The sequence below is a fragment of the Motiliproteus sp. genome (assembly GCF_965230735.1).
In the GTDB taxonomy this organism is placed as follows: domain Bacteria; phylum Pseudomonadota; class Gammaproteobacteria; order Pseudomonadales; family Balneatricaceae; genus Motiliproteus.
Genome location: NZ_OZ246016.1, coordinates 205,667 through 226,053 on the forward strand (window position 1 = coordinate 205,667; position 20,387 = coordinate 226,053).

General features: G+C 57.4%; 16 protein-coding genes and 3 tRNA genes. 3 read left to right on the forward strand and 16 right to left on the reverse strand.

Going from position 1 to position 20,387, the window contains the following annotated elements; all coding sequences use genetic code 11:
* Positions 1–141: 141 nt before the first annotated feature.
* Positions 142–1,752, reverse strand: coding sequence for a tetratricopeptide repeat protein (locus ACO05M_RS00975; protein ID WP_421866798.1), 1,611 nt, complete (start codon positions 1,750–1,752; stop codon positions 142–144).
* Positions 1,753–2,044: 292 nt separating this feature from the next.
* Here ACO05M_RS00975 and ACO05M_RS00980 point away from each other — a divergent pair, with 292 nt between their 5' ends.
* A complete protein-coding gene (locus ACO05M_RS00980; RefSeq protein ID WP_421866800.1) occupies positions 2,045–2,968 on the forward strand; it encodes a histone deacetylase family protein in 924 nt (307 codons plus the stop codon).
* Between the two features lie 38 nt (positions 2,969–3,006).
* On the opposite strand, the gene thiI is transcribed toward ACO05M_RS00980, so the two are convergent.
* From thiI to ACO05M_RS01020, 8 genes are all read right to left on the reverse strand, one after another.
* Positions 3,007–4,461: a tRNA uracil 4-sulfurtransferase ThiI gene (gene thiI / locus ACO05M_RS00985; RefSeq protein ID WP_421866802.1), complete on the reverse strand. Its 1,455-nt coding sequence runs from the start codon at positions 4,459–4,461 to the stop codon at positions 3,007–3,009.
* 162 nt (positions 4,462–4,623) lie between these two features.
* Positions 4,624–4,700 (reverse strand) — tRNA-Arg (locus ACO05M_RS00990).
* 88 nt (positions 4,701–4,788) lie between these two features.
* A tRNA-Arg gene (locus ACO05M_RS00995) sits at positions 4,789–4,865 on the reverse strand.
* Positions 4,866–4,879: 14 nt separating this feature from the next.
* A tRNA-Ser gene (locus ACO05M_RS01000) sits at positions 4,880–4,969 on the reverse strand.
* Between the two features lie 55 nt (positions 4,970–5,024).
* A complete protein-coding gene (gene csrA / locus ACO05M_RS01005; RefSeq protein WP_114695000.1) occupies positions 5,025–5,207 on the reverse strand; it encodes a carbon storage regulator CsrA in 183 nt (60 codons plus the stop codon).
* A 156-nt stretch (positions 5,208–5,363) separates the two neighbouring features.
* Entirely contained in the window at positions 5,364–6,602 is a 1,239-nt protein-coding gene (locus tag ACO05M_RS01010) for an aspartate kinase (RefSeq protein WP_421866804.1), read from the reverse strand.
* 26 nt (positions 6,603–6,628) lie between these two features.
* Positions 6,629–9,259, reverse strand: a complete 2,631-nt coding sequence (gene alaS, locus ACO05M_RS01015) for an alanine--tRNA ligase (protein WP_421870818.1) — start codon at positions 9,257–9,259, stop codon at positions 6,629–6,631.
* A gap of 250 nt (positions 9,260–9,509) precedes the next feature.
* The gene (locus ACO05M_RS01020) at positions 9,510–9,977 is read right to left on the reverse strand and encodes a regulatory protein RecX (RefSeq protein WP_421866805.1); all 468 of its coding nucleotides are present in this window, start codon (positions 9,975–9,977) and stop codon (positions 9,510–9,512) included.
* 110 nt (positions 9,978–10,087) lie between these two features.
* Between ACO05M_RS01020 and ACO05M_RS01025 the strand changes: the two genes are divergently transcribed.
* Positions 10,088–11,344: a valine--pyruvate transaminase gene (locus tag ACO05M_RS01025; protein ID WP_421866806.1), complete on the forward strand. Its 1,257-nt coding sequence runs from the start codon at positions 10,088–10,090 to the stop codon at positions 11,342–11,344.
* Positions 11,345–11,423: 79 nt separating this feature from the next.
* On the opposite strand, the gene pssA is transcribed toward ACO05M_RS01025, so the two are convergent.
* The 3 genes from pssA to ACO05M_RS01040 form a co-directional block, all read right to left on the reverse strand.
* Positions 11,424–12,206: a CDP-diacylglycerol--serine O-phosphatidyltransferase gene (gene pssA / locus ACO05M_RS01030; protein ID WP_421866808.1), complete on the reverse strand. Its 783-nt coding sequence runs from the start codon at positions 12,204–12,206 to the stop codon at positions 11,424–11,426.
* 156 nt (positions 12,207–12,362) lie between these two features.
* Entirely contained in the window at positions 12,363–13,403 is a 1,041-nt protein-coding gene (recA, locus tag ACO05M_RS01035) for a recombinase RecA (protein WP_421866810.1), read from the reverse strand.
* A 131-nt stretch (positions 13,404–13,534) separates the two neighbouring features.
* Positions 13,535–14,014: a CinA family protein gene (locus ACO05M_RS01040; protein WP_421866812.1), complete on the reverse strand. Its 480-nt coding sequence runs from the start codon at positions 14,012–14,014 to the stop codon at positions 13,535–13,537.
* Positions 14,015–14,154: 140 nt separating this feature from the next.
* Between ACO05M_RS01040 and mutS the strand changes: the two genes are divergently transcribed.
* The gene (gene mutS / locus ACO05M_RS01045; protein WP_421866814.1) at positions 14,155–16,767 is read left to right on the forward strand and encodes a DNA mismatch repair protein MutS; all 2,613 of its coding nucleotides are present in this window, start codon (positions 14,155–14,157) and stop codon (positions 16,765–16,767) included.
* Positions 16,768–16,836: 69 nt separating this feature from the next.
* Here the strand turns inward: mutS and rpoS are convergent, their stop codons facing one another.
* From rpoS to ACO05M_RS01065, 4 genes are all read right to left on the reverse strand, one after another.
* Positions 16,837–17,715, reverse strand: a complete 879-nt coding sequence (rpoS, locus tag ACO05M_RS01050) for an RNA polymerase sigma factor RpoS (RefSeq protein WP_243633788.1) — start codon at positions 17,713–17,715, stop codon at positions 16,837–16,839.
* A 138-nt stretch (positions 17,716–17,853) separates the two neighbouring features.
* Positions 17,854–18,675 (reverse strand): peptidoglycan DD-metalloendopeptidase family protein, encoded by an 822-nt coding sequence (locus ACO05M_RS01055; RefSeq protein ID WP_421866816.1) that lies wholly within the window; start codon positions 18,673–18,675, stop codon positions 17,854–17,856.
* Positions 18,676–18,748: 73 nt separating this feature from the next.
* Positions 18,749–19,681 (reverse strand): DUF368 domain-containing protein, encoded by a 933-nt coding sequence (locus ACO05M_RS01060; protein WP_421866817.1) that lies wholly within the window; start codon positions 19,679–19,681, stop codon positions 18,749–18,751.
* 45 nt (positions 19,682–19,726) lie between these two features.
* Positions 19,727–20,362 carry a protein-L-isoaspartate(D-aspartate) O-methyltransferase gene (locus ACO05M_RS01065; protein ID WP_421870821.1) on the reverse strand — a complete coding sequence of 212 codons (636 nt, stop codon included), beginning with the start codon at positions 20,360–20,362 and terminating at the stop codon, positions 19,727–19,729.
* Positions 20,363–20,387: the final 25 nt, after the last annotated feature.

The following is a 20,387-nucleotide window of genomic DNA, read 5'->3' on the forward strand; positions in this document are numbered from 1 at the left end:
ACACCTCTAACAGGTAAGGTCCATTAACAGGTAGTTTCCATGACTAAATTATACTCAACCCCGGGAGCGCTTTCTTTGACTCAGATCGCTAGCGATTGAGCTTGCTCCCGACTGACACTGGCCTTTTAAGCGACAACCTCATTACTTCAGCAGCGCCGCCAGCGGACCCTCCGGCAATTGCTCCAACGGTAGCTCCGCCAGCTGGCGTAACTGCTGATCCTTATGCAGCTCATCACCGGCCAACGGCAACCGCTGCGCCAAGCGGCTATAGCGCTGGAACATTTTCATCCGCTCATCCCGCTTACTCGGGGTATCCCGGGCTGCTTCCAAAAACAGCTGCGACAGATTCAACAGCGCTCGGGCATTGCTCGGGTCATACTCGAAAGCCAAGCCGAAATAACGGATCGCCTGTCCTGGTTTATCGGCCAGATAGTTGCGAACTCCAATCCGATTGACCTTGGCACTCATCGCCGGATCATGTTTGCTCTTGGCCGGCTCCGGCTCAGCCTCCTGCAAGGCAGCCGCAGGCATCACCGGTGTGCTCTCGTCCAACAGCTGCGACCGCATCTGCTCAAGATCCAGGCTCAGGCCATAGGACTCTGCATGGGCCAACGCCCGCTCGTAACAATGCTGAGCCGAGTCGGCATCCCCCAGCGTCTCATTGACCTTGGCCCGGATCAGCTGACTCTGCACCCGAACCTGGGGATCGCGATGAAATCGGGTATCGGCACGCTCCAGTAGCTTGTCGATATCGTCGAGCCGATCCTGGCGCTCATGGCCCTGACTGCTCTCCACCTGCAGGCGCTGCACATTAACCAGCTTGAAATAGGGCATGGCGCTGTCCAAGCAGCTGCTCTCCCCCAGATGAATACATCGCCGATAGGCTTTTTCCGCCTGACTCAGATCGTTCGCCCGTACCGACAAACGCCCCAGTTCCATCTGTCGCTGAATCGATAACGGTGACTGGGAAGCGCCTTTTTGCAGCTGCTGCTGAGCCTGGTGCAGGTCCCCCCGCGCCTCGCTGACCTTAGCCAGCAGGTCGTAGGCCGGAATCAGCAACCGGTGTTTGTCGATCAGCGTCGTTAGCAACTGTTCTGCCGCATTAAAGTCCCCCTGATGATAGTGGCATTCCGCCAGCTGATAGCCCGCGTAGAGCCCACCTGAATCGCTATAGCAATGCTCGAACACCTGCTGGGCTTCGGCATAACGCTGCTGTTCTTTCAGCAGCCGCCCCTTGATCAACTGAGTCTGATGGTAATTCGGGTCCGAGGCATTCAGCACCGTATCGCACAGCCGAATGGCGCGATTGAAGGCTTTCCGCTCTATCGCCCTTTCGATCGGCTCCAGCAAAGCTCGCCGTTGGCATAAAGACTGAATCCGCTTACTCAGCGTATCGAGGGTGAAGGGTTTGGTCAGCAGCTCGTCGGGCTCGATCTCAATCGCAAACAATACCGACTGCTGCGATGCGTCGCTGCTCATCAACACCCAGGAGCAGGTGGGCTTGATCAATCCCTTATAGCGCGCCTCTTCGAACAGCTGCAGACCGGAATACTTGTCATGTACATTGTGACCAAGCAGCACAATGTCATAGTCATTTTCAGCAATGTCTTCGAGGACTCGGGGGGCGATCGGCAGCGTCGTCACTGAGCCGAAACCCATCGACTGCAACATGGATTTAACGGTCGAACGAAGGTTGCCGCTACTATCGATCAACAGCACCGATTTGTCGCTTAAATCAACATTCGTCGCCAACCCTAGATACTCCCCCACTCAAATCCGAATCTGACCCGCACCGTTGACGACAGTATGGACCGGAATCCAGCACTGGTCAGCCTAGGCGATTGTTAATGTTGAGTTTACCTTCCACTACCGCGTCGCAGAACAGCCAGCGCTTATATAAGACAAATAGTTACAAGACAGCCTGTCGGGCAGATGATACCTTGATCTTAAGATCCACCCTACGGCCCTAGCCGAAACCGGGTTAATAATAAGCTCCCCGGCGGGATGCCAGTAGCTCTCGCCACCAAACGCATGGATGTCAGCGATGGTAACCAGTTATATAAGCCACCAGGATTGCGGCCTTCACAACATGGGCCCGGAACACCCCGAAAGCCCGATTCGATTGCTCGCTATCGCCCGTCAATTAGAACGGACCGGACTTCAAGACCACCTGCAGCAGATCAAGGCCGTGCATGTGCAGGAAGAGCAGATCAAACTCGCTCACGCACCGCTTCACAGCGCCCGGCTGCATATGAAACTACCGGAAAAGGGCGTGGTTTACACCGATGATGACACTGCCCTATGCCCCGACTCGCTACATGCCGCCAGTCTCGCCGCCGGTGCGACCATCATGGGCGTCAATCGGGTGGTTAACGGCATGGCGGACAACGCCTTCTGCGCCGTTCGCCCACCCGGTCACCATGCCGAGCACAACCTGGCCATGGGCTTCTGCTTTTACAATAACGCCGCCATCGGCGCCATGCATGCGCTTCAGCAGCCGGGTATCGAACGGGTGGCGATTTTGGATTTCGACGTGCACCACTGCAACGGCACCGTCGACATCTTTAAAGACAAGCCCGAAGTGCTGGTCTGCTCAACCTTCCAGCATCCGTTCTATCCCGAGCGTTACAGCGAGATCCTACGCCCCAACATCATCAACTGTCCGTTGGCCGCCCATAGCGACGGCAACTGTTTCCGCCAGACTGTCGAAGCCAACTGGCTACCGGCGTTGCAGGCTCACAAGCCGGACTTGATTATTATCTCGGCCGGCTTTGATGCGCATTGGGAAGATCCGATGGCGGATTTGAAGCTCAATGAAGAGGATTATCGCTGGGTGACCCGGATGATCATGGACACCGCCCGCATCTACTCCAACAATCGGGTGGTCTCGGTCCTCGAAGGCGGTTATAACCCCAGCTCGCTGGCCTACAGCGTGCAGGCCCACATCGAGGTGATGCTGGGCTTCTAGATCTCCAGAAGCCCATTGCCGTAATCCTACCGGCCCGGTTACTCGGGTCGGTAGACCTTCACGTTCTCATGCCCCTGCTCCTTCAAATAAAGCGCATGGAGCTGGCTCATCACCCCGCGATCGCAGTAGAGCAGATACTCTTTCTCCGCATTCAATCCACCAAACTCGGTGGCCAGGCTGTAGAACGGAATCTTGATTACCTCGATACCCTCAACCTGCAACGGTGAGCGCTCCTCCTCGTCCGGATGGCGCACATCGATAATGACCTCGTTGCTGCTGACCTGCTGCTGGGTTTCCACCTCAATCTGACTCTGAGCCTCGTGCTCGATCTGATCGATCCGCATCACCCGCGAGCTTTCCACCGCCTGCTCCAGCACCGCCATATCGAACGCCGCCTCTTCTTCCTCGATCCGCTCCATCTTGGCGTGAGTCGTTGGACGGTCTGAGATCACCCCGCAATACTCCGGCATGCTCTTGGCAAAGTCATAGGTACCGATATCGCGGGCTGTATCGATAATGTCCTGCTTGTCGGATACGATCAGCGGCCGTAGCACCAGCGTGTCGGTCACCTTATCGATGATCGACAGATTAGGCAGGGTCTGACTGGAAACCTGAGCCACGCTCTCACCGGTTACCAGCGCTTCAATCTTAAGCCGCTGCGCCACCTGCGAGGCAGCTCGAAGCATCATCCGCTTCAATACCACCCCCATCTGCGAATGATGCACCTTGGCCAGAATCTCACTGACCACCTCTTCGAAGGGCACAGTGACAAATTTGACCCGATGGGATGAGCCGAACTTCTGCCACAGATAGTGGGAAACCTGCTTAACCCCGGTCTCATGGGCGGCGCCACCCAGGTTGAAGAAACAGTAATGGGTCCGACAACCACGCTTGATGGTCAGATAGCTGGAAACGGTGGAGTCGAAACCGCCGGAGATCAGCGACAACACCTCATCCTGACTACCCAGCGGGAAGCCCCCTAAACCGGGATAACGCTGCTGCACGACAAACAGCGACTGATCACGGACCTCAAAATTGACCGTAACCTCCGGCTGATGCAGATCCACCTTCAAAGCTTCGGTGTGACGTAACAGGCCGCCACCCACATAGCGTTCCAGATCGTTGGAGGTGAACTCGTGCTTGCCTGCCCGCTTGACTCGCACCACGAACCGTTTGCCCGTCAGCTTATCAGCGTAAACTTCTTTTACTTTCTGGAAGACATCATCGAAATCGCCCAGCGGATGCTCTTTAACCTGCAGGAAATACGCGATCCCCGGGGTCTGCTGCAGCGCCTCGACAATCCGTTGCAACTGCTCCGGCTGATCCTGAGCAATCTCAACTACAACCTTATCCCACTGACCGCTGACGTGAGCCTTCTCGTCAATACGCCGCAAGATAATCTGCAGGTTCGACTGCAGCCGCTGGATAAAGCGACGTCGGACCGGCTTGCTCTTGATCGTAATCTCCGGGAACAACTTAACGATAAATTTCATAGCAGAACTTCATGGAAAATGGGTAACTGAGAACTGGAGGATTCGGTAGCCACACCGAAGGCTGCAAATTATACCTAACCGGCGTGGGAGCGGGCAAAAACAGCGATACGAGGATTTGCCGCATAAAAAAAGGGCCTAGCATCAGCTAGGCCCTTTCTTGTATGGCGCACCCGAGAGGATTCGAACCTCTGACCGCCTGGTTCGTAGCCAGGTACTCTATCCAGCTGAGCTACGGGTGCGAAACTGTTGGTTATTCGATGACTTTCATCTCACAACCGGCTTCTTAACGAAGCAGCGGACCGACAATTATCGATCCGCTTGAATAAGTGGCGCACCCGAGAGGATTCGAACCTCTGACCGCCTGGTTCGTAGCCAGGTACTCTATCCAGCTGAGCTACGGGTGCGCAAAAATCGTTGCTGGCGGTGAGGGAGGGATTCGAACCCTCGATACCCGTTAAGATATACGCCCTTAGCAGGGGCGCGCCTTCAGCCACTCGGCCACCTCACCGCAACGGAGGCGTATAGTATCAGAATGGCTGGGGAAGAAAAGCGCTATATCGAAATTATTCCGGGTTTTTCTCTTTTTCTTTCTGGATCCGCTGATAGATCTCTTCACGGTGGACGGAAACGTCTTTCGGCGCATTGACGCCGATACGTACTTGGTTGCCTTTGACACCCAAAACGGTCACGGTGACTTCGTCACCAACCATCAGCGTTTCTCCGACACGGCGGGTCAGAATAAGCATAGAATCTCCTTAAACCCTGCTTCCAGGTGATCCCGGAACTGGCATTCCTGCTGCAGACTATCCAATTATAGACTGCAGATTGGAAGCAGCGGCTACTTCATTTAATTAGATTGTTATCGTTTGAGTCGAGGTCATAACGCCCCTCGACTCTCTGCCTCAAGACTCTTGAACGACTTCTGCTTCATCCAGTTCAAATGCCGAGTGCAGACTACGGACTGCCAGCTCCAGATATTTCTCTGCAATCACAACCGAGATCTTGATCTCAGAGGTTGAGATCAGTTGAATATTGATCCCTTCGCCCGCCAGGGCACTGAACATCTTGGTCGCCACACCCGCGTGAGAGCGCATACCGACACCGACGATGGAGACCTTGGCAATCTTGTTGTCACCCTGAACTTCACGGGCTTTCAAGTCACTGGAAACCTGCTCAAGGATTGACAGGGCACGGTCGTAATCGTTCCGGTGAACGGTAAAGGTGAAGTCGGTAGTGTTATCTTCTGCGATGTTCTGCAGAATCATATCCACTTCGATATTGGCGTCGCTGACCGGACCGAGGATCTTGGATGCCACCCCGGGAATGTCGGGCACACCCAACACCGTCAGCTTAGCTTCATCACGGTTAAAAGCGATGCCAGAAATTACCGGTTTTTCCACAGTGTTCTCATCCTCTATCGTAATCAGCGTTCCAGGGCCTTCCTGGAAGCTATGCAGTACCCGCAGGGGGACATCGTACTTGCCTGCAAATTCAACGGCACGAATCTGCAGTACCTTTGAACCCAGGCTGGCCATTTCCAGCATCTCTTCAAAGGTAATTTCATCAAGGCGACGTGCACCTTCAACCACACGCGGATCGGTGGTGTAGACGCCGTCAACATCGGTGTAAATCTGACATTCATCGGCCTTCAACGCAGCAGCCAGTGCCACCGCGGTGGTATCCGAGCCACCACGACCCAGCGTGGTGATGTTGCCGTTGCCATCCACACCCTGGAAGCCCGCCACAACTACGACGCGTCCGGCTTTCAGATCCGCCCGGATATTGCCATCGTCGATATCCTGAATCCGCGCCTTGGTGTGGGCATCATCGGTCAGGATTCGAACCTGAGTCCCGGTGTAGGAACGGGCCGGACAATCACGCTCATTCAACGCCATACAGAGTAGCGCAATCGTGACCTGCTCGCCGGTCGAGACCAGCACGTCCATTTCACGGGCTGTCGGCTGATCCTGCATCTCTTTGGCCAGGCCGATTAAGCGGTTGGTTTCACCACTCATCGCGGAGACCACAACCACAACATCATCGCCCTGCTCACGGAAGCGTTTGACCTTGTCGGCCACCGCCTGGATACGCTCAACCGTACCTACCGAAGTACCACCATATTTCTGAACAATCAGTGCCATTTAGCTAACAATCCTTACTTCAGGCCTCAGGCCTGCTGTTCTATCCAACCCTTGACCGATTCCAGCGCCGCGGGCAGCGCCGCCACATCGGAACCACCGCCCTGAGCCATATCGGGACGACCACCGCCCTTGCCGCCCAATTGAGGCGCCACATGCTTGATCAGATCGCCGGCCTTAAAGCGAGCGGTCAGATCCTTGGTTACCCCGGCGACCAGGCTGATCTTGTCGCCCTCGACCGCGGCCAGTAACAACACCGCAGAGCCGAGTTTATTCTTGAGCTGATCCAGCGTGTCACGCAGTGACTTGGGGTCAACCCCGTCCAGCTTAGCGGCCAGCACCTTGACCCCGGCGATCTCAATTGCCTGGGATACCAGATCATTTCCGGCTGAGCTGGCCAGCTTCGCTTTCAGCTGTTCCAGCTCTTTCTCCAGCTGACGGTTGCGCTCAACCAACGAACCCACCTTCTCGGAGACCGCGTCACGGCTACCTTTAACCAAGCCGGCCACCTGCCCCAAGGTCGCCTCGGTATTGGCCATCCAATCGATCGCCGCCTGACCGGTGACCGCTTCAATCCGGCGGATACCAGCAGCGATACCGCCTTCAGCAGTAATCTTGAACAGACCGATATCACCGGTGCGTGTTACATGGGTGCCGCCACAAAGCTCCAGCGACACCAGTTCATCGTCCTGACCCATGCTGACGACGCGCACATCGTCGTCATACTTCTCACCAAACAGCGCCATGGCCCCCTTGGCTTTGGCGTCTTCGATCGCCATCACCTCAGTGATAACCGGAAGGTTGGCGCGAACCTGTTTGTTTACCCGCTGCTCCAGCGCCAGCAGCTCATCGCCGCGCAAACCTTCGAAGTGGGAGAAATCGAACCGCAGACGATCCGCATCCACCAGCGAGCCCTTCTGGGTCACATGCTCGCCGACGATATCGCGCAGCGCCGCGTGTAGCAGGTGAGTGGCGGAGTGGTTCAATGCCGTGGCCTGACGCTTCTCGGCATCCACAGCCAGGCTCAGTTCCACATCGGCATTCAGCTCACCTTCCAGCACCTTACCGTGATGCACGAAAGCACCACCTTGCTTGGTGGTATCGAGAACCTGGAAACGAACGCCGTTGGCTTCGACAATACCCTGGTCACCAACCTGGCCACCGGATTCGGCATAGAACGGTGTATTGGCAAACACCAGCGCACCCTCGTCTCCGGCACTCAGTGACGCCACTTCGGCACCATCGCGCAACAGGGTGACCGGCTGAGCCTGCCCCTGCAGTGAGTCATAGCCTTCGAAACAGCTGTCCACATCAAGACTCAGGGCGTCGTTGTAATCAACCGCGAACTGACCGGCGGCACGGGCACGCTCGCGCTGCTCGTTCATGGCCGCGTCGAAACCTTCCATATCCAGGCTCAGCTCGCGCTCACGGGCGATATCGGCGGTCAAATCGACCGGGAAACCGTAGGTGTCGTACAGTTTGAAGACCGTGGAACCCGGGATCTCGCTACCGGACAGTTCGTCGATATCCTGCTCCAGAATCCGCATGCCCTGCTCCAGCGTTTTGGCGAACTGCTGCTCCTCTTTGAGCAACACCTGCTCGACCTGCGCCTGCTTCTGCTTCAGTTCGGGATAGGCCTCGCCCATCTCCTTCACCAGCGCATCCACCAGGGTATGGAAGAACGGTCCGGTTGCACCCAGCTTGTTGCCGTGTCGAATGGCGCGGCGCATGATCCGGCGCAACACGTAGCCGCGTCCTTCGTTGGAGGGCAGCACACCATCGACCACCAGGAAGGCACAGGAGCGAATATGATCGGCCACAACCTGCAGTGACTTACTCTCCAGATCCTGGGTCTGGGTAGCCTCAGCCACCGCCTTGATCAGATTCTGGAACAGATCGATTTCGTAGTTGCTGTGAACACCCTGCAACACCGCCGCAATCCGCTCCAGTCCCATGCCGGTATCGACCGACGGCTTCGGCAACGGCGCCATGCTGCCGTCGGCGGAGCGGACGAACTGCATGAAGACGATGTTCCAAATCTCAATAAAGCGATCACCATCCTCTTCCGGTGTTCCGGGAGGGCCACCCCAGATTTCGGGGCCGTGATCGTAGAAAATTTCGGTACAAGGGCCGCACGGGCCGGTATCGCCCATGGCCCAGAAATTGTCGGAGTTGTAACGGCCACCTTTGTCACCGATTCGGATGATCCGCTCGGTCGGCACGCCGATCTCGTTGGCCCAAATATCGTAGGCCTCGTCGTCTTCCTGGTACACGGTCACCGACAGCTTATCGACCGGCAGCCCCATCCACGCATCGGAGGTCAGGAACTCCCAGGCAAATTGAATCGCTTCACGCTTGAAGTAGTCACCAAAACTGAAATTACCCAGCATCTCGAAGAAGGTGTGGTGACGGGCGGTGTAACCGACGTTTTCCAGGTCGTTGTGCTTACCACCGGCACGCACACAACGCTGGGACGTGGTCGCACGCGTGTAATTACGCTTATCGGTGCCCAGGAACACATCCTTGAACTGCACCATGCCGGCATTGGTAAACAACAGCGTCGGATCATTGCCGGGCACCAGCGGGCTGCTGGCGATGACGCTGTGCTGTTGCTGTTCAAAGTAATCCAGGAACGCTTGGCGAATCTGGGCACTGTTCATTTGCTTCATAGACACTCAACCAACGTGAGTCGCACATCCATCGCAATTTCTATCGGTAATCGATCTAAAAACCGAAAAAAATACGGATTAGGGCGCAAACTCTGCAGACATAAAATGGGGGCATAGTATACATGGGGGTCTGCGGGCCGAAAACAACCGGAGTCGCAAATTGGCTGCTTTTTCGCCGATCTTTCACCGATCTTTGGTCGAAATTCTTCGGCACAACCAACAATTCAATCCGAAGGGTCTATTACTCGGCGCCGGATTCGATCGCGTAGCGGGCCTGCTCCTGACTAAAGCCACGATAGAGCAGAAAACGAAGCTGCTTGGCCCACTGCTTTTGATCCTGGGGCGGCTGCTCTCCGAACCGTCGTTGCCGGACGCCACGGGCCAACTCGAACCAGTCCTGTTCACAGGCCTCCAACTGCCCGCGAGTGAGCTCTTCATCAATGCCCCGCTGGCGCAGCTCCTGAACAATCCGCACCTCTCCCTGACCCCGACCGATTCGCGAACGGATAAAGCTTTCGCAGAATCGTTGATCACTCTGCAGCCCTTGCTGCTGCAACTGATCCAGCAGCTGCTCCAACAAAGTGCTGTCGACATCGGCACCGGCCAGCTTCCGGCGCAGTTCCAAACGGCTATACTCTCTGCGGGACAAGAGCCCGTAGGCGCTTTGTCGAAGCTGCTGCATCAGCTGTTGTTGCTCGTCATCGCTCACGGTCCTGCAGGCCTCTTCTCAGTGGGTCCAGATTTTGATCTCGTAGGTCGGCATCGCTAGAATAGCCGCCTTCATTTTTCAGGGACAGTCCCGGCGACAGGATTAGCAGCATGAAACTCTCCGCATTCGGCACCAAGTTCACCACCGAGTCAGGCATCCTCAGCCTGATGGACGATCTGGGCAACGCCCTGGCCGGTGACAAGGAGATGATCATGATGGGCGGGGGCAATCCCAGCCATATTCCTGAAGTTCAGCAGCTGATGCGCGAGCGCACCCTGCGCATTTTGGATAATCCGAAAGAGTTTCAGCACCTGATCGGCGTCTACGATCCGCCCCAGGGCGAGGTGGAGTTCCTCGACAACCTGGCACGGTTACTCAAACGCGAGCTGGGCTGGGACGTCACGGCCCGCAACATCGCTCTGAGCAACGGCAGCCAGTCCGGCTTTTTCATGCTGTTTAACATGTTCGCCGGCGAGTATGACGACGGCTCGATGAAGCAGATCCAGTTGCCGCTGGCGCCCGAGTACATCGGCTATGCCGATGCCGGATTAAGCCGTGACTTCTTTAAAGCGGGGCATCCGAAAATCGACTTGCTGGGCGATCACCTGTTCAAGTACCGGGTCGATTTCAGCGAGATCGAAATCGACGAGGGTACCGGCGCCATCTGCGTTTCGCGCCCCACCAATCCGACCGGCAACGTGCTGACCGACGACGAGATGCAACAGCTCGACGCCCTGGCTAAGCAACATCAGATTCCGCTGATGATCGATGGTGCCTACGGCACACCGTTCCCGAATCTGATCTTTACCGATGCCAAACCGCTGTGGAACGAAAACGTGATCGCCTGCATGAGCCTGTCCAAACTTGGCCTGCCCTCGGCGAGAACCGGCATCATCGTGGCCAACGAGGAAGTTATTCGGGCTGTCAGCGGGGTCAACGCGATCATGAATCTGTCGACCGGCAGCTTCGGCCCGGTAATGACCCAGGAGATGGTCCGCACCGGCGAGATCATCAAGATCAGCAACAAGCTGGTCAAACCCTACTATCAGGAACGCTCACAGCTGGCAGTCAAAGAGTTCAAGCAGGCTCTCGGCGATCTGCCCTACTACATCCATAAACCGGAAGGCGCGATGTTCCTGTGGCTCTGGTTCAAGGACCTGCCGATCTCCAGCCTGGAACTGTACCAGCGTCTCAAAGCCAGGGGCGTTCTGGTGGTATCAGGCCACTATTTCTTCCCCGGCATTCCGGACGAGTGGCAACACAAGCACGAGTGCATCCGTGTCACCTACAGCCAGGAGGCGGACAAGGTCAAACGCGGGATTGAGATTATCGGAGAAGAGGTCGCCAAGGCCTACGCTCAGGGCTAAGCAACCGCCGACAGGGCAGGATCATTCAGCAACGCCGGATCAATACGATCCGGCGTTTTTGTTGTTTAGCTGGCAAATGTTAGCGAGCGCTTTTCTTGCGGTAGCGAAGCACTGCCTGAACCGGCCCTGAGCAGCCATAGACCACAAAGATCAGCCATAGCAGGGTTGCCGGGTCGATGGAGATCACGGCAATCAGCATCACCACCCCCAGCAGCACCACAAAGGGAACCTTGCCCTTCAGGTCCACCTCTTTGAAAGAGTGGTAGTGGAAGTTGCTGACCATCAAGATACCGGACAACGCCACGATCAGCGAGATCACCAGCGCATAGCTGTCTGCACTGATCTCGAACTGGGTACCGACCCACACCATGCCGGCGACTATCGCAGCGGCCGCAGGACTCGGCAAGCCGATAAAGAAGCGCTTATCGACGCTGCCGATCTGAGTATTGAAACGAGCCAGTCGCAAGGCTGCGCCGGCAACATAGATAAACGCCGCAAACCAGCCGATCTTGCCGACCGAGTGCAGCGCCCAAGAAAACGCCACCAACGCCGGCGCCACCCCGAACGAGACCATATCCGCCAGACTGTCATACTGAGCACCGAATTCGCTCTGGGTATTGGTCATCCGAGCGACCCGACCATCCAGGCCATCGAGCACCATGGCGACAAAGATCGCGATCGCAGCCTTTTCGAAGCTACCGTTCATCGCGGCAATGACGGCAAAGAAGCCGGAGAACAGCGCGGCCGAGGTAAACAGGTTGGGCAGCAGGTAGATCCCGCGACTCCTTGCCTTCGGCTTTGACGGTTTAACCGTGTCCGCCGGTTCAGGCTTTTCGACGGGGGGCTGTTGCTGCTCAGACATGGGCGCTTAGACCTTCGTTCACCACTAAAAAAGTGGCGCTATGATAAAACGATTGCCCCGCAGTCGCCAGCTTCGCCCAATCGCACCCCGTTGATAAGCTGTATCCCAAAATAAAAAAGCGACCCGAAGGTCGCTTTTCGATTCCAAACCGGTGGATCAGAATTCCAGCTCGCCGGCAGTTTCCTGCTCGTTCTTCTGCTGCGATTCCGGAATATTCAGCAGCTGGGCGCGGATCTGATCTTCGATCTCCTTGGCCACCTCCGGATTCTCCTCCAGGTATTTAGAAGCATTGGCCTTACCCTGGCCGATCTTGCTGCCCTTGTAGGCGTACCAAGCACCGGACTTATCAACCAGCCCCTGCTTAACCCCCAGATCGATCACCTCACCCATATGGTAGATACCCTTACCATACATGATCTGGAACTCGGCCTGTTTAAACGGCGGCGATACCTTGTTCTTAACCACCTTGACCCGGGTTTCGTTACCGATCACCTCATCTTTATCTTTCACTGCACCGGTGCGGCGGATATCCAGACGGACCGAGGAGTAGAACTTCAGCGCGTTACCACCAGTGGTGGTTTCCGGTGAACCGAACATCACCCCGATCTTCATCCGGATCTGGTTGATGAAGATCACCAGGCAGTTGGCGTTTTTGACGTTACCAGTGATCTTACGCAGCGCCTGACTCATCAAACGCGCCTGCAGGCCGACGTGGGAGTCACCCATCTCGCCTTCGATCTCCGCCCGCGGTACCAGCGCTGCTACCGAGTCAACCACCAGCACATCAACCGAGTTGGAGCGCACCAGCATATCGGTGATCTCCAGCGCCTGCTCACCGGTATCGGGCTGCGACACCAGCAGGTCTTCGATATCGACACCCAGCTTCTCGGCGTAGATCGGATCCAGCGCATGCTCGGCATCGACGAAGGCACAGGTTTTACCCAGCTTCTGCGCTTCGGCAATCACCTGCAAAGTCAGGGTCGTTTTACCAGATGACTCGGGACCGTAGATCTCTACGATCCGGCCGAAGGGCAGACCACCAATACCCAGCGCGATATCCAGGCCAAGCGAACCGGTCGACACCGACGGAATGACTTCGCGGGGCTGATCCCCCATGCGCATGACCGCGCCCTTACCGAATTGACGCTCGATTTGAGCCAGCGCTGCCGATAGCGCCTTCTTTTTGTTGTCATCCATCAGGGTACCCTTTGATTTTGTGGCCAGGCCAACTAGGACTCAAAATAACTGTTTTTTCATACAGCAAAACAACTGTATATCTGAACAGTATTATTTCACAAGATTTTCTAAACGCAAGCGCTCAATGCAGATTAGTTTTGCGCCATCCGCAACATGCCCGAAATTGCAGCAACAACCGCTTGATCTCTAACGGTTTGCCGATCGCCATTAAAGCAATGACAGAGGCTTTTCAGATCACCCTCGGTACTGGCCCAGGCAAACCAGACCGTTCCCACCGGCTTATCCGGGGTTCCACCGCCAGGGCCAGCGATACCACTGATAGCAACGCTGAGCTGCGCATCGCTGTGCTGCAGCGCCCCCTCGGCCATCGCTTCGACGCACTCCTGACTCACCGCACCCGGACCGATAAACACCGCCTCGGGCACCCCCAGAAGACGTTGTTTCATCGCATTGGAGTAGGTGACGAATCCCCCTTCCAACCAGCCGGAGCTGCCCGCCAGCGTGGTCAACTGGTGCGCTACACCACCGCCGGTACAGGACTCCGCGGTGACCGCCCGCCAACCCTTAGCCAACAAAGCCTGGGCCAACGCTTCCACCTGAAGATCGATCATCGTTGCTACTCCTTCCACACGTCCAACGGTCAATTTTGCGCTTCGAAATATCGCACAACATACCGTAGAATGACCAGCTTTCGCCGCCCCGGCGCCCAACCCTATCGCCCACACCCAACAAGCCATAGAACAGCACAGACATGAGCAAGAAAGCCGCCAATAAAAGCCCCCATACGCCGATGATGCAGCAGTATTTTCGCATCAAAGCCGAACACCCCGACGAGCTGGTGTTCTACCGCATGGGTGACTTCTACGAGCTGTTCTACGACGATGCCAAGCGCGCATCGCGGTTGCTCGATATCTCCCTGACGAGCCGAGGTCATTCCGGCGGCGAGCCGATTCCGATGGCGGGAATCCCCTACCATTCGGCTGACAATTACATCGCCAAGATCGTCAAATCCGGCGAGTCGGTGGCGATCGCCGAACAGATCGGCGATCCGGCCACCAGCAAAGGACCGGTCGAGCGCAAGGTGGTGCGGGTTGTCACCCCCGGGACCCTGACCGATGAAGCCCTGCTGGATGAGCATCGCGACAACCTGCTGATCGCCCTGACCCGCGACAATGATCGTTTTGGTCTGGCCAGCCTGGATATCAGCGCCGGCCGGTTCTGGGTGACCGAGCTGGACGGTGAGTCCGCACTGTTGAGCGAGCTGGCTCGACTGCGCCCGGCGGAGCTACTGCATAATGAAGAGGATGGACTCGAGCCGCTATTGGACGGTTTTGTCGGCCTACGCCGCCAGCCCCCGTGGAATTTCGAACTCGATACCGCCCACCGACTGCTGACTGGTCAATTCCAGACCAAGGACCTGTCCGGCTTCGGTTGCGAAGAGCTGCACACGGCCTTGCGTGCCGCCGGCTGCCTGCTGCAGTACGCCCGCGAGACCCAACGTACCGCGCTGCCCCATATCCGCTCGATCAGCACCGAGCAGCAGGACAGCAGTGTTATTCTGGATGCCGCCACCCGCCGCAATCTGGAGCTGGATACCAACCTAATGGGGGGCAGCGAAAACACCCTTTGTTCGGTGCTGGACCGCACCGCCACCCCGATGGGCAGTCGCCTGCTTCGTCGTTGGCTTCACCGCCCGTTACGTGACCTGGAAGCGATCCGCAAACGCCAACAGTGTATCGGTAGTCTACTGGACGACTTCCGCTTCGAGTTGCTGCAGCCGCTATTGAAACAGATCGGCGATATCGAACGGATTCTGTCACGGGTCGCACTCCGCTCGGCAAGACCGCGGGACCTGGAGCGGCTCAAGCTCGCCCTGGGCTGCCTGCCAGAGCTGCAACAGCAACTGTCACCACTGGATTCACCCCGCGCCAGCGAGCTGGCGGCTCTGATCAGCGAATTCCCCGAACAACATGCACTGCTGGAGAAGGCGATCAAAGAAAATCCACCGGTCGTCATCCGCGACGGTGGCGTGATCGCCGAAGGTTACGATGCGGAGCTGGACGAGCTGCGCGCCCTGAGTGAAAACGCCGGTGGCTATCTGGTGGAGCTGGAGCAGCGCGAGAAAGAACGAACCGGTATCGCCACCCTCAAGGTCGGCTACAACCGGGTCCACGGCTACTACATCGAGATCAGCCGGGCTCAATCGGAGCTGGCCCCGGCCGAATATATCCGTCGCCAGACCCTGAAAAACGCCGAGCGCTTTATCACCCCCGAACTGAAAGAGTTCGAAGACAAGGCGCTCAGCAGCAAGAGCCGCGCCCTGGCCCGGGAGAAGATGCTCTACGAAGCACTGCTGGAAACCCTGGCCGCCGAGCTCGCACCGTTGCAGGACAGCGCCGCCGGACTGGCCGAGCTGGATGTATTGAACAACCTGGCGGCACGAGCCGAGCGGCTCGATTACTGTGCCCCGCAACTGGAGTCCGAGCCGGGCATTCAAATCTGCGGCGGCCGCCATCCGGTGGTCGAGCGGGTCTCCGAGGATCCCTTTGTGGCCAACGATCTGCAGCTGCAGTCGGATCGACGGATGCTGATCATCACCGGTCCGAACATGGGCGGTAAATCGACCTATATGCGCCAGGCCGCATTGATCGTGCTGCTGGCCCACATCGGCAGCTATGTGCCGGCGGCCCAGGCCCGGATTGGTCTGGTCGATCGGATCTTTACCCGCATGGGTTCCTCCGATGATCTGGCCGGTGGTCGCTCAACCTTTATGGTGGAGATGACCGAAACCGCCAACATTCTTCACAACGCTAGCCCCCGCAGCCTAGTGCTGATGGATGAAGTTGGCCGCGGCACCAGCACCTTCGATGGCCTGTCGCTGGCCTGGTCCAGTGCCCGCCACCTGGCCGCACAGACCCGTGCTTTCACCCTGTTTGCGACCCACTACTTTGAGCTGACCGCGCTGCCGGAGCAGGAGTCCGGGGTCGCTAACATCCACCTGACCGCCACCGAGCACAACGACCACATTATCTTCCTGCACAGCGTCCACGAAGGTCCGGCCAGCCAGAGCTACGGTCTGCAGGTCGCCAAACTGGCCGGGGTTCCATTGGCGGTGATCGACGAAGCCAAGCTAAAGCTGCAACAGCTCGAATCCGCCCCCGTATCCGCCCAACAGGCCGGTGCGCCGTTGCAGAACGACCTGTTCAGTCAACCCGAACCGCAGCCCCAAGTTCAGATTGCAGCACCGACCGAGCCCCACCCGATTGAGCAGCAATTGGATCAGATCAATCCGGACGACCTGACCCCACGACAGGCACTGGAAAAGCTCTACCAATTGAAGGAATCGTTGGACAAATTGGGCTGATCTACGGAGTCCAAACCATAAAAAAAGCCACCCGTCGGGTGGCTTTTTTTATTCGGATTTAGCGACTGGCTACTCGAGCAGATCAGCACCGCTCAAGCCGTTATTTTCGACGATCTCACGCAGCCGTCGCAGCGCTTCCACCTGAATCTGTCGCACCCGCTCACGGGTCAGGCCAATCTCACGCCCGACCTCTTCCAGGGTACTGATCTCATAGCCATGCAGACCGAAACGGCGCGCCAGCACCTCGCTGTGCTTCTCCGGCAGCGTATCGAGCCAATCATCCAGGCGACCGATCAGGTTGGTGTTCTGCAGCCAGGTTTCCGGATCAGCAGTTTCGGTATCGGGGATGGTGTCGAGCAGCGACTTATCAGAATTCTGCCCCACCGGGGTATCGATCGAGCCGACCCGCTCGTTCAGCCCCATCATCCGCTTGACGTTCTCGACCGGCTTGTCGAGCATCTCGGCGATCTCTTCGCAGGTCGGTTCGTGATCCAGCTTCTGGGCCAGTTCCCGCGCGGCGCGCAGGTAGACATTGAGCTCTTTGACGACATGAATGGGAAGGCGGATCGTACGGGTCTGATTCATGATCGCCCGCTCGATGGTCTGGCGGATCCACCAGGTGGCATAGGTTGAAAAGCGGAAGCCCCGCTCCGGATCAAACTTCTCCACTGCCCGGATCAGGCCGAGGTTACCCTCTTCGATCAGGTCCAGCAGGGTCAGGCCACGGTTGATATAGCGGCGGGCGATTTTGACCACCAGGCGCAGATTGCTTTCGATCATGCGCTTGCGGGAGGCTTCGCAGCCCCGCAAGGCCTTGCGGGAAAAATAGACCTCTTCCTCGGCGCTGAGCAACGGCGAAAAACCGATCTCATTGAGGTAAAGCTGGGTTGCATCAAGATGCTTGGCGTTGACCAAGTCGTCATGAACCTCGCTCCGGGCTTTATCCATCACGACATTCGCATCGGTGTCGTCTGCTACCATGTAACCGTCCCTAAGATCTGTGCTGCCGCCTCTATGGGGGCATTTATTCTAGTTTCCTGAGCGGGTACTGCATCAGCAGGCCGATGTTCCGGCCGGTCCCTGCTGCTACCGCCGGGGCAAATAACGCACCGGATCGACCGGCTTGCCCTCTTTGCGAATCTCAAAATGTAGCATGGTCCGATCAGCACCGCTATTTCCGATCTCGGCTATTTTCTGCCCTACATCAACCTTCTGACGTTCTTGTACCAACAACTTGTCGTTATGGGCGTAGGCACTGAGGAAGGTTTCGTTGTGATTGATAATAATCAGATTGCCGTAGCCCAGCAGACCGCTGCCGGCATAAACCACCACACCACCGCCGGCGGCATAGACCGGATCGCCCCGCTCACCCGCCAGATTAATCCCTTTATTGACACTTCCTCGCGAACTAAAGCCCTTGATCACCCTTCCCGAGGCCGGCCAACGCCATTTCACCGGCCCACTCGGTACCGCCGTGGCCCGCACCGCCGCCGAGGGTTTAATCGCCGGTTTGGTTTCAGCCCTGGGTTGGTTCGACCGGGACGACGAAGCAGCCGCCTTGGTGCTGGCTGCAATTACCGGAGCGTTAGCTTTAGCCGCAGTATCCAAGCGCAGGCGCTGGCCCGGATAGATCCGGTAGTCACTACCGATATTGTTGGCCTGGGCCAGATTGCGGAAATCGATACGGTAACGCCAGGCGATCGAATAGAGGGTATCGCCACGCTGAACCCGGTAATAGCCACTGGAAGGGAGTTTGGCGGCCACCGGTTGAGATCGGGATTGATGGCGAGCCGGCGGGGGGCTCTGTTTATTAAGCGAGCGCTCACTGACCGGTGCGACATGACCACTGCAGGCCGTCAGTACCAATAGCAATAGCGGTACCAGCAACGCTCGAAGGTTTTGTGTCACACGGATCCGCACAGTCTGTGCAATGCTCCTGATCCCGGTTTAACCTCTGAAGCCGGCGCCGCGCTATCGGCGATTAATTGGACCGGCTTCCGTATCGTTCCAGCATATAGACCGCGCCGCCTCCCAGCAACATCAACGCCAGGGCCGCCCAAAGATAGGGCTCCTGTCCGGTCAACGCCAGGTAGTCCGACGGCAGTACATTATCCTGCATCAACGGTACCAGATCGCCATGGCTGTTGATGCGGTAATCGGTGGTGTATTTCCACGGCCAGATCTTATTCAGCGACCCCAGCATGATGCCGATCAGCAATGCCAGGGTCAGGTCGTGGTGGTGCTTGAACATCCAGCCCAGCAGGTGGGAAAAACTTAACAGACCGGTCGCGCAACCGGCCAGGAACAGCAGCAGTATCTGCAGATCGAAGACCTTGATCGCCCCCATGATCGGCGCATAGAGCCCCAGCAGCAGCAGGATAAAGCTGCCGGAGATACCCGGCAGGATCATCGCGCAGATTGCCACCGAGCCCGCCAGGAATACGATCCAGCTGCTGATCTGAATCTCCACCGGCGACACCACGGTGACCAGGTAGGAGAACAGGCTGCCGAACCAGAGACAGAGCATCAATCTCAGATTCCAGAGTTTGACCTTACCGGCCATCCAGAGCGCCGAACTGACAATCAGGCCGAAGAAAAATGCCCATAACAGGGTCGGATACTGCTCCAGCAGATAGATCGCCAGCCGTGCTGCCGAGGCCAGGCTGATCAGGATGCCGCTGAGCAGCACCACCAGAAAGGTGCCGTTGATATGCTGCCAGAACGCTTTCGGCCCCTGTTGGAACAGCAACCGCAGCGCTGACGGCGTGATCCGACGAATCGAACCGACCAGCTCTTCATAGATGCCGCTGATAAAGGCAATGGTGCCGCCGGATACGCCGGGGATCGCATCGGCCACCCCCATCGCAGCACCCTTGAGAAATAACGCGACCCAGTCTTGGACTGCGCGACTCATACAACTCTCCCTGTCCTGGGGTCTGTCATCAGGTTGGAATTGGCGCTAGCGAACTGCACCGCTGAGCATGGGCACAAATTTAACCCCCTCGAGCACCTGCTGTTCGAAGTTCTGCTCATCGGTGCGAACCACCAGACGCAGCTCTTGAGTCCGGCCACCGACTGGAATGATCATCCGACCGCCAACCGCCAGTTGCTCAAACAGCTCCGGCGGAATCTGCTCCGGCGCCGCGGCACAGGTAATCGCATCAAACGGCCCTTTTTCCGGCCAGCCGAAGCCGCCGTCGGCGTGCTGAAACTGAACATTGCGCAGCCCCAATTGACGCAGCCGCTGACGGGCTTTCTCCTGCAGCGGCTGGATCCGTTCGACACTGAACACCCGTCCAACCAAACAAGCCAGCACCGCGGTCTGATAGCCTGAGCCGGTGCCGATCTCCAGCACCCGCTCCGGTGTGCCGCCGTTAAGCAGCGTCTCGGTCATTTTGGCGACGATATAGGGTTGCGAAATGGTCTGGTTGTAGCCGATCGGCAAGGCGGTATCTTCGTAGGCGCGATGGGACAGCGCTTCATCGATAAACAGGTGGCGCGGCAGTTCCTGCATCACCTCCAGCACTCGGGGATCATCGATGCCCTGCTCGATCAGCCGTCCGATCAGCCGTTCGCGGGTCCGCCGCGAGGTCATCCCTATGCCTTGAAGGTCAATCTTG